General features: G+C 70.1%; 8 protein-coding genes. 2 read left to right on the forward strand and 6 right to left on the reverse strand.

Annotated features, from left to right (window positions below; all coding sequences use genetic code 11):
• The 3 genes from OMP44_RS24730 to OMP44_RS24740 all read right to left on the reverse strand — a co-directional run.
• A partial coding sequence (locus OMP44_RS24730) for a thiolase family protein (RefSeq protein WP_431312670.1) occupies positions 1 to 1,219 on the reverse strand: 1,219 nt, incomplete at its 3' end.
• 4 nt (positions 1,220 to 1,223) lie between these two features.
• A complete protein-coding gene (gene mhpT / locus OMP44_RS24735; protein ID WP_187980833.1) occupies positions 1,224 to 2,456 on the reverse strand; it encodes a 3-(3-hydroxy-phenyl)propionate transporter MhpT in 1,233 nt (410 codons plus the stop codon).
• Between the two features lie 10 nt (positions 2,457 to 2,466).
• Positions 2,467 to 3,930, reverse strand: coding sequence for an alginate export family protein (locus OMP44_RS24740; RefSeq protein WP_208693260.1), 1,464 nt, complete (start codon positions 3,928 to 3,930; stop codon positions 2,467 to 2,469).
• 393 nt (positions 3,931 to 4,323) lie between these two features.
• On the opposite strand from OMP44_RS24740, the gene OMP44_RS24745 reads away from it, so the two are divergent.
• Positions 4,324 to 4,659, forward strand: coding sequence for an I78 family peptidase inhibitor (locus OMP44_RS24745; protein WP_027598593.1), 336 nt, complete (start codon positions 4,324 to 4,326; stop codon positions 4,657 to 4,659).
• A gap of 55 nt (positions 4,660 to 4,714) precedes the next feature.
• On the opposite strand, the gene OMP44_RS24750 is transcribed toward OMP44_RS24745, so the two are convergent.
• Entirely contained in the window at positions 4,715 to 5,362 is a 648-nt protein-coding gene (locus tag OMP44_RS24750) for an HAD hydrolase-like protein (protein WP_273863189.1), read from the reverse strand.
• Between the two features lie 106 nt (positions 5,363 to 5,468).
• On the opposite strand from OMP44_RS24750, the gene OMP44_RS24755 reads away from it, so the two are divergent.
• The gene (locus OMP44_RS24755) at positions 5,469 to 6,356 is read left to right on the forward strand and encodes an alpha/beta hydrolase (RefSeq protein ID WP_280311562.1); all 888 of its coding nucleotides are present in this window, start codon (positions 5,469 to 5,471) and stop codon (positions 6,354 to 6,356) included.
• Here the strand turns inward: OMP44_RS24755 and OMP44_RS24760 are convergent.
• Complete coding sequence (locus OMP44_RS24760) at positions 6,353 to 6,841, reverse strand: GNAT family N-acetyltransferase (RefSeq protein WP_133860343.1); 489 nt, start codon at positions 6,839 to 6,841, stop codon at positions 6,353 to 6,355. The genes OMP44_RS24755 and OMP44_RS24760 overlap by 4 nt on opposite strands.
• Positions 6,842 to 6,878: 37 nt before the next feature.
• Positions 6,879 to 7,016, reverse strand: a complete 138-nt coding sequence (locus OMP44_RS24765; protein ID WP_280311563.1) for a hypothetical protein — start codon at positions 7,014 to 7,016, stop codon at positions 6,879 to 6,881.
• Positions 7,017 to 7,122 lie beyond the last annotated feature (106 nt).

A 7,122-nucleotide genomic window follows, 5' to 3' on the forward strand; every position in this document is an offset into this window, starting at 1 on the left:
ACCCCGGATTCTCCAGCAGCACCGCCATCCCCTGCCCACCGCCGATGCACACCGCCGCTACCCCGTACCTGAGCCCCTCGGCGCGCAGCTGACGCGCCAGGGTGATGGCCAGGCGCAGGCCGGTGGCGGCCAGCGGATGCCCCAGGGCGATGGCGCCGCCGTGCATATTGAGCCGCGCCGGATCCAGCTCCAGGGCCTGCTGCACCGCCAGCAGCTGGGCGCCCTGGGCTTCGTTGATCTCCAGGCGGTCGATGGCCTCCAGCGCCAGGCCGGCGCGGTTGAGCAGGCCCTGGATGGCCGGTACCGGGCCGCTGCCCATGACGTCGGGCGGCACCCCCACCACGCAACTGCCCCGCACCCAGGCCAGCGCCCGTGCCGACGCGGCGTCCGCGCCCCGCGCCAGCAGCACGGCGGCGGCGCCGTCGGCCACCGCGCAGCTATTGCCGGCGGTCTGGACCCCGCCCGGATGCACCGGCGCGAGCCGTGCCAGGGCCTCCCGCGAGGTCTCCCGTGGATGGCTGTCATGCTCGACCACCGCGCAGCCCCGCGGCAGGCGCAACTCCCGCGGCGCCAGGCCCGCGGCCTCGTAGCGCGCCGCCGCCACCGGCACGATCTCTGCCGCGAACCAGCCCTGGCGCTGGGCCGCCAGGGCCCGCTCGAAACTGCGCAGCGCCCAGGCATCCACGGCCTCGCGGGCGATGCCGTGGCGCTGCGCCAGGCGCTCGGCGGTGGCGATCATGTCCAGTCCGGCCGCCGGGTCCTTGAGCGCCTCCCAGAGAAAGTCGTGGAATTCCACCGGCGCGCCGAGGCGAAAGCCGCTGCGGTGGGTATAGGCGGCGATGGGATTGCGGGTCATGGACTCGGCCGCCACGCACAGCACCTGGCTGGCCTGACCGCTATGCAACTGATCGCCGGCCTGGCGCAGCAGCTCCAGGCCGGTGCCGCAGACCCGTTGCACCTGCAGCGCCGGCACCGCCTCGGGCACCCCGGCATAGAGGCCGATATGGCGTGGCAGCAGATAGGCATCGAAGCTGGCCTGGGCCACCGAGCCGGCCAGCACGGAATCCACCGCCCCGGCCGCATGCCCGCGCGCCAGCAGCGCCCGCGCCACGGCGATGCCCAGGTCGGTGGGCGATACCTGCCCCAGGGCGCCATTCAGATCGGTCCAGGGCGTGCGCACGCCATCCAGCAGCAGGACGTCGTCGTAGAGCGCGCTCATGCCGTTACGCATGACCAGGCGCCTCGGCGCGGGCCGCCGCCGCAGGCGCCGCCGTCCGCCGCTGCAGCAGGGCCAGCACCGCGCCCGCGGCCACCAGCACCGCCGGGGTGGTGGCCACCACCAGGGTCGCCGCGCCACCGCCCAGGGCCAGGACCTGGCCCGCCAGCAGCGGTCCGGCCATGGCGCCCAGACGGCCGACCGCCACCGCCGCACCGGTCCCGGTCGCCCGTACCGCCGCCGGATAGAGCTGCGGCGCCAGGGCATAGAGCACCAGTTGGCCACCCACCACGAACAGCCCGGCGGCGAAACCGGCCAGGGCCACCAGTGGATAGGCTTTGGCCAGACCCAGCCCGGCCAGCCCCAGCAGGATGCCCAGGTAGATGGCCAGCACCGTCAGCCGTGGCCGCCAGCGATCCATGAGCAGGCCGAACAGCACCGAGCCGATGCCGCCGCCCAGGTTGAAGAGGATCTGCACCCCCACCGCCTGGCCGCGGCTGAAGCCCTGGCCCACCAGCAGCGACGGCAGCCAGTTGAGCAGCATGTACATCACCGTGAGGGTGAAGAAATAGCCCAGCCACAGCAGCAGAGTGGTCGACAGCGGGATGGCGCCCAGCCAGGCCCCGCGCGAGCCGTTCGCCTGAGGTCCGCCTCGATTGCGCAGAAAGCCGGCGGTCTCCGCCAGGTAGCGTCCGAGCAGCGGCGCCACCAGCAGCGGCGCCAGGCCGCCGACATAAAACACCGTCTGCCAGCGGCCGACGTCCAGCAGCCCCACCACCGCCGCCAGGGCGCCACCCAGGGGCACGCCGCAGTACATCAGGCTGACCGCCGTGGCGCGGGCGCGCTCGTCCACCGACTCGGCGGACAGCGCGATCAGATTGGGCAGGGCGCCGCCCAGGCCGATGCCGGTGAGCAGCCGCGCCAGCAGCAGGCTCTCCAGACTCCAGACATGGGCGGTGGCCACCGAGAAGACCCCGAAGATCAGCACGCAGGCGATCAGCACCTTCTTACGGCCGATGCGATCGGCGCACCAGCCGCCGATGAAGGCGCCGGGCAGCAGGCCGAGGATGCTGGCGCTGAACACCAGGCCCATCTGCCCCGGCTGGAAGCCGAAGGCCTTGGCCATGGCCGGGGCGGCGATGCCCATGGCCTGGAGGTCCATGCCCTCCAGCAGGGCGACGATGAAGCACAGCAGCAGGGTCAGGCGGGCCCCGGGCGGAACGGTCGAGAGCAGGCGCATGGTGGACTCCTCAGAAGCGGAAGGTGGTGGCGACCATCAGGAAGCTGGTGTCGTCGCCATCGGCCTGGCGCACGGCGGCGCCGGCCTGGAAGTAGCTGTATTCCAGATCCAGGGTCAGGTTGGCGGTGGGCATCCAGCGCAGGTTGTTGCGCCAGAGGGTGCCGGCCTTGCGCGCCGAGCTGGCCGCGGTGCCCGGCACCGTGGTCATGCCCGGCAGGTAGACGCCGTCTTCGGTGCTCTGCCGCCAGACGCCGAACAGCCCGCTTTCCAGCTGCAGGGTCGGCCGCGGCGCCAGGGTCAGCAGCGGGCCGACCAGATAGAGGTTGGCCAGGGTGGTGAGACCGGAGTCGCCATAGAAGCCGTTCTTCGGATAGAGCGGATCGAAGGTGCCGACGCGGTCGTCGCCCAGCCCGTGATCGCCGCTGGCGGCGTCCACCCGCAGGGCCAGCCGCGGCTTCCAGGCGCCGCCCAGGCGATAGCCGGTTTCGCTGCTCAGGCCCCAGGCGCGGATCTGGGCGCCGGCCAGATGCCCGCCCTGCCCGGCCAGGTCCCAGCTCCAGTCCCAGGGACCGGCGTTGCCGAACAGGCGGAAGCCGGCGGTGTAGCGTTTTTCCGCGCCGGTCAGGCCGTCCAGGGTGCGCTGGTCGGTCTCCAGGCCAAAGCCGTAGACATCCAGCTTGAGCGGCCCGGCCAGCGGCAGGGTGCCGTAGAGGCCATAGAACTTGACCGCGTTGTTGGAGCCATCGTCGAAGCTGTCTTCGCCGGTCACCACGGGCCTCAGGCCGAAGGCGTCCAGCCGGTAGCCGTCCGGGCGACTCCAGGCCAGGCGCAGGCCGTCGAAGTTGAGGCGGATGTTGCGGGCGTCGCGGTAGGTGACGAAGGCCTGGTTGCCATAGCCCAGCTCCTGGCGACCGATGCGGGTCATCAGCTTGCCGCCGGCCAGCGGCGTGTTGAGGTCGATGAAGGCCTGGTGCAGCTCGGTGCGGCTCTGGTCGTAGGGCCCGTAGAGCGCCTTGTTCCAGGCGCGGGTGTTTTCCAGCTGGACGAAGGCGCGCACGGCGTCGTCGAACAGGTGCAGGTCGGCGTGCAGCTGCAGGCGCTGCTGGATGTAGTGATCGGTGGCCACCCCGCGCCGGCCAAAGACCGGATTGCGGATGGTATCGAAGCGATAGCGCGCTTCGCCGCCGGTCTGCAGCCAGGCCGAGTCGCCGAGGCGCTGGTAACGCAGCTCGTCGAAGGGATCGGTGCGCTTTTGCGGATCGTCGAGAAAGCGATAGTCCTCGGCCCAGCGTGGCGGTCCGGGCGGCAGGGGACGCGCGGTCTCCAGGCTGTTGAGCGGCTTGGGCCGGGCGCTTTCCAGGGTGGTGGAAGGCGCGGCGAGCAGGCCCTGGCTGGCGAGCAAGGAGGCGAGCGTGGTAAAGGCGAGGCACGAGCGGGCCCGTGCGCGGGCCGGAAGCGAGCGCGAAAAAGACATGAGATGACCGTCCTGACTGGGGAAGCGGAAGGCGCCGCCGGGGCGCGCGGATCAGGGCCTAGCGGGCGCGGATCGGGTAGCGGTCAGGAGGGAGGGTGGTTGGATAGCGAGCTGACATGGCGGGTGTCCCTTTGTTGTTGTTGTCGTCACCAGAGGGCGGTTTGGCCCTGGCTCGATGATGGTCGATGGCAGAAATGGATCAAGCCATCCGGGCTGAATCTGGCCGATTACCGAACGTTATCTTTATTAACTTTATCCCTGCAGGACGACTGGTCAGCGAGGTCTCTCAACGTCTTCTGTATCGCGCTTTGTAACAATGCCCGCCCTTGAGGGGTCCATGAGGAGGCCCGTACGGGTTAAGGTTCCTTCTCTCACGATCGAAAAGGCGAACTCATGAGCTCCAAGACTCCCCTCCTGCTGGCTGGCGCCGCGCTCTTCACCCTGCTGGCCGGTTGCGGCTCGCACGAAACCCAGAGCAGCCCGGCGGCGGCCTCCTCGGCCCCGAGCGGCGCCGTCAGCAGCAGTGGCCGTTGCAACTCCGATGCGGTCCAGGATCTGGTCGGCAAGGCCCTCTCCCCGGCCCTGGCCGAGGAAGGCCGGCAGCGCGCCGGTGCCCAGGTCGTCCGGGTGGTCCGTCCACAGGACCCCATGACCATGGACTTCAATTCCCAGCGCCTGACCATCACCACCAGCGCCAGCCTGGTGGTGCAGACCGCCACCTGCGGCTGATCCCCGTCGCGCCCCACGACCTGCCGGCCACCGCCGCGCAGGTCGGTGCGCCCAGCTAGAGGCCGAAGCCCTGGCGCAGGGCCGCCACGCTGTGGAAGTGAAAGGCCGGGCGCTGGCGCTCCAGCTCTTCCCGACTGCCGAAGCCATAGCCCAGCGCCACCGCCGCCACGCCGTTGGCCTGGGCGGCGATCAGGTCGTGCTCGCGGTCACCCAGCATCAGGCAGCTTTCCGGCGCCAGGCCTTCGGTTTCCAGCACGAAACGCAGCAGTTCGGTCTTGTCGGCGCGGGTGCCATCCAGCTCGCTGCCATGCAGCGCGGTGAAGAATTCCGCCAGGGCGAAGTGCCTGAGGATCTCCACGGCGAACACCCGCGGCTTGGCCGTCACCAGATAGAGCCGCCGTCCGGCCGCCTGCAACTCGGCCAGCAACTCGCGGATGCCCGCATAGACCTCGTTCTCATAGAGACCGGTGGCGCGAAAATATCCCCGATAGGCCTCCACCGCGCGCCAGGCCCGCGCCTCGTCGAAGCCGTAATGGGTCATGAAGCTCTGCAGCAGCGGCGGGCCAATGAAGACTTCCAGCCTGCGCAGATCGGGCTCCTCGATCCCCTCGGCGCGCAGCGCCACCTGGATCGCCCGGGTGATGCCCAGGCGCGAATCGGTGAGGGTGCCATCGAGATCGAACAGCAGATGAGGGTGATGCATGGGATGTCCTGGCAACGGAAAATCCTGACCAGTATGGCGAGCGGGGGCAGAGACCGGTAGGCTCGACCGCTCCATTGGAAATGAGTCTTGTTCGCCGATGCCGCCTTTGCCCCATTCCGTCCGTCACAGCGCCTGGCTGGCCCTGCCGCTGCTGCTCGCCCTCACCGCTCCCGGCCAGGCCCGCCCCATCGATCAGCCCATGGACGCCCAGGTGCTGCAGCAGCCGGGCCACGGCTATGCCTTCAGCGAACTCCAGCTGGATTCCGTCGATGGCGCCCGCCACTACCAGATATGGATCGCCCGACCCGCCACCCCGGCACCGGCCGCCGGCTATCCGGTGCTCTATCTGCTCGACGGCAACGCCGCCCTGGGCGGGCTGAACGCCGAGTTGCTCGATACCCTGGCCAAGCGGCCCCATCCGCCCGTGCTGGTCGCGGTGGGCTACACGGGCGGCAAGCGCATCGACGGCCCTGGCCGGGCCTACGACTACACGCCGTCCGCACCTACCAGCGAACGCTTTCGCGAGCTGGCCACCGGTGGCGCCGACGTCTTTCTCGCCTGGCTGCTGGAGCGCCTGGAACCGGCGGTGGCGCGGCAGTTGCCCCTGGATCATGGCCAGCGTGCGCTCTGGGGCCATTCCCTGGGCGGGCTGTTCGTCCTCCACGCCCTGCTCACCCGCCCCGACGCCTTCGCCCAGGGCTACGCCGTGAGTCCCTCGCTGTGGTGGAGTCCCACCGTGTTACCTCAGAGTGATGAGCAGCTCAAGGAGCGTTTCAAGGCCCATCCGGCCCGTCTGGTGCTGCTGCAGGGCGGCGCCGAACGCGAGCTGCCCGCGCACTTCCAGAGCGAGGTCCCCGCCGATGCCACCCGGCGCCTGGCCGGCCGCCTCGGCCAGCTCCCCGGCATCCGGGTGCGCTACGAGGTGCTCGAAGGCCTGGGCCACGGCCCCATGCTGCCGGCCTCGCTGCGGGCCGTGTTGAGCGAGTGGCGCTAGTCCGCCAGCCAGCGATACATCACCAGGCAATCCACCAGCCCCAGGCTGGCATGGCGATAGGCCCTGGGCAGGGTACCGACGATCTCGAAGCCGTGTTTCTGCCAGAGCCGCACCGCCACCTGGTTGCTGGCCACCACCGAGTTGAACTGCATGGCCTGGAAGCCCAGTTCGCGAGCCACCTGCACGGAGTGCTCGCAGAGAGCACCGGCCACGCCCTGGCCACGAGCGGCGGGAGCGACCATGTAGCCGCAATTGCAGACGTGATCGCCTGGGCCCATGGCATTGGCCTTGAGGTAGTAGCTGCCGAGAATCTGGCCATCGCGTTCGGCGACGAAGGTCGCCCGCGGCAGCTCCACCCAGAGGCGCCAGGCGTCGTCGCGGCTCATGTCCGGGTCGTAGGCATAGGTCTCCCGGGCCTGGGCGACCTGCTGGATCAGCGGCCAGACCTGATCGAAATCGGCGGCGGCGAGGGGGCGAATCTGCATGGGTGACTCCGGCGGACGAAGGAGTCGCCAGTGTCGCCTAGCCGGCCGCCGCTGCCAAATCATCGCCCTCTTCCAGCAGGCCCCGGGCGCCCTGGCAACAGGCCGTCAGCCACGACCCCGCCAGGCCCTTGTTTTCCAGCGCCACGCCGCCGATCAAGGTGGCGACCAACTTCACGCTGCGGTGAACCCACAGAGCCCTCAGTGACTACCCACCTCCCCCAACACACCGCAACCATCCCCTCTCCCCCCGGGAGAGGGGATGGTTGCGGTGTGTTGGGGGA

This window comes from Pseudomonas flavocrustae, from assembly GCF_029872515.1.
Lineage (GTDB): Bacteria > Pseudomonadota > Gammaproteobacteria > Pseudomonadales > Pseudomonadaceae > Chryseomonas > Chryseomonas aestiva.

Coding starts and splice junctions, on each gene's coding strand:
- mhpT (WP_187980833.1), bottom strand. CDS start 2,456: ATGCGCCTGCTCTCGACCGTTCCGCCCGGGGCCCGCCTGACCCTGCTG.
- OMP44_RS24750 (WP_273863189.1), bottom strand. CDS start 5,362: ATGCATCACCCTCATCTGCTGTTCGATCTCGATGGCACCCTCACCGAT.
- OMP44_RS24745 (WP_027598593.1), top strand. CDS start 4,324: ATGAGCTCCAAGACTCCCCTCCTGCTGGCTGGCGCCGCGCTCTTCACC.
- OMP44_RS24740 (WP_208693260.1), bottom strand. CDS start 3,930: ATGTCTTTTTCGCGCTCGCTTCCGGCCCGCGCACGGGCCCGCTCGTGC.
- OMP44_RS24760 (WP_133860343.1), bottom strand. CDS start 6,841: ATGCAGATTCGCCCCCTCGCCGCCGCCGATTTCGATCAGGTCTGGCCG.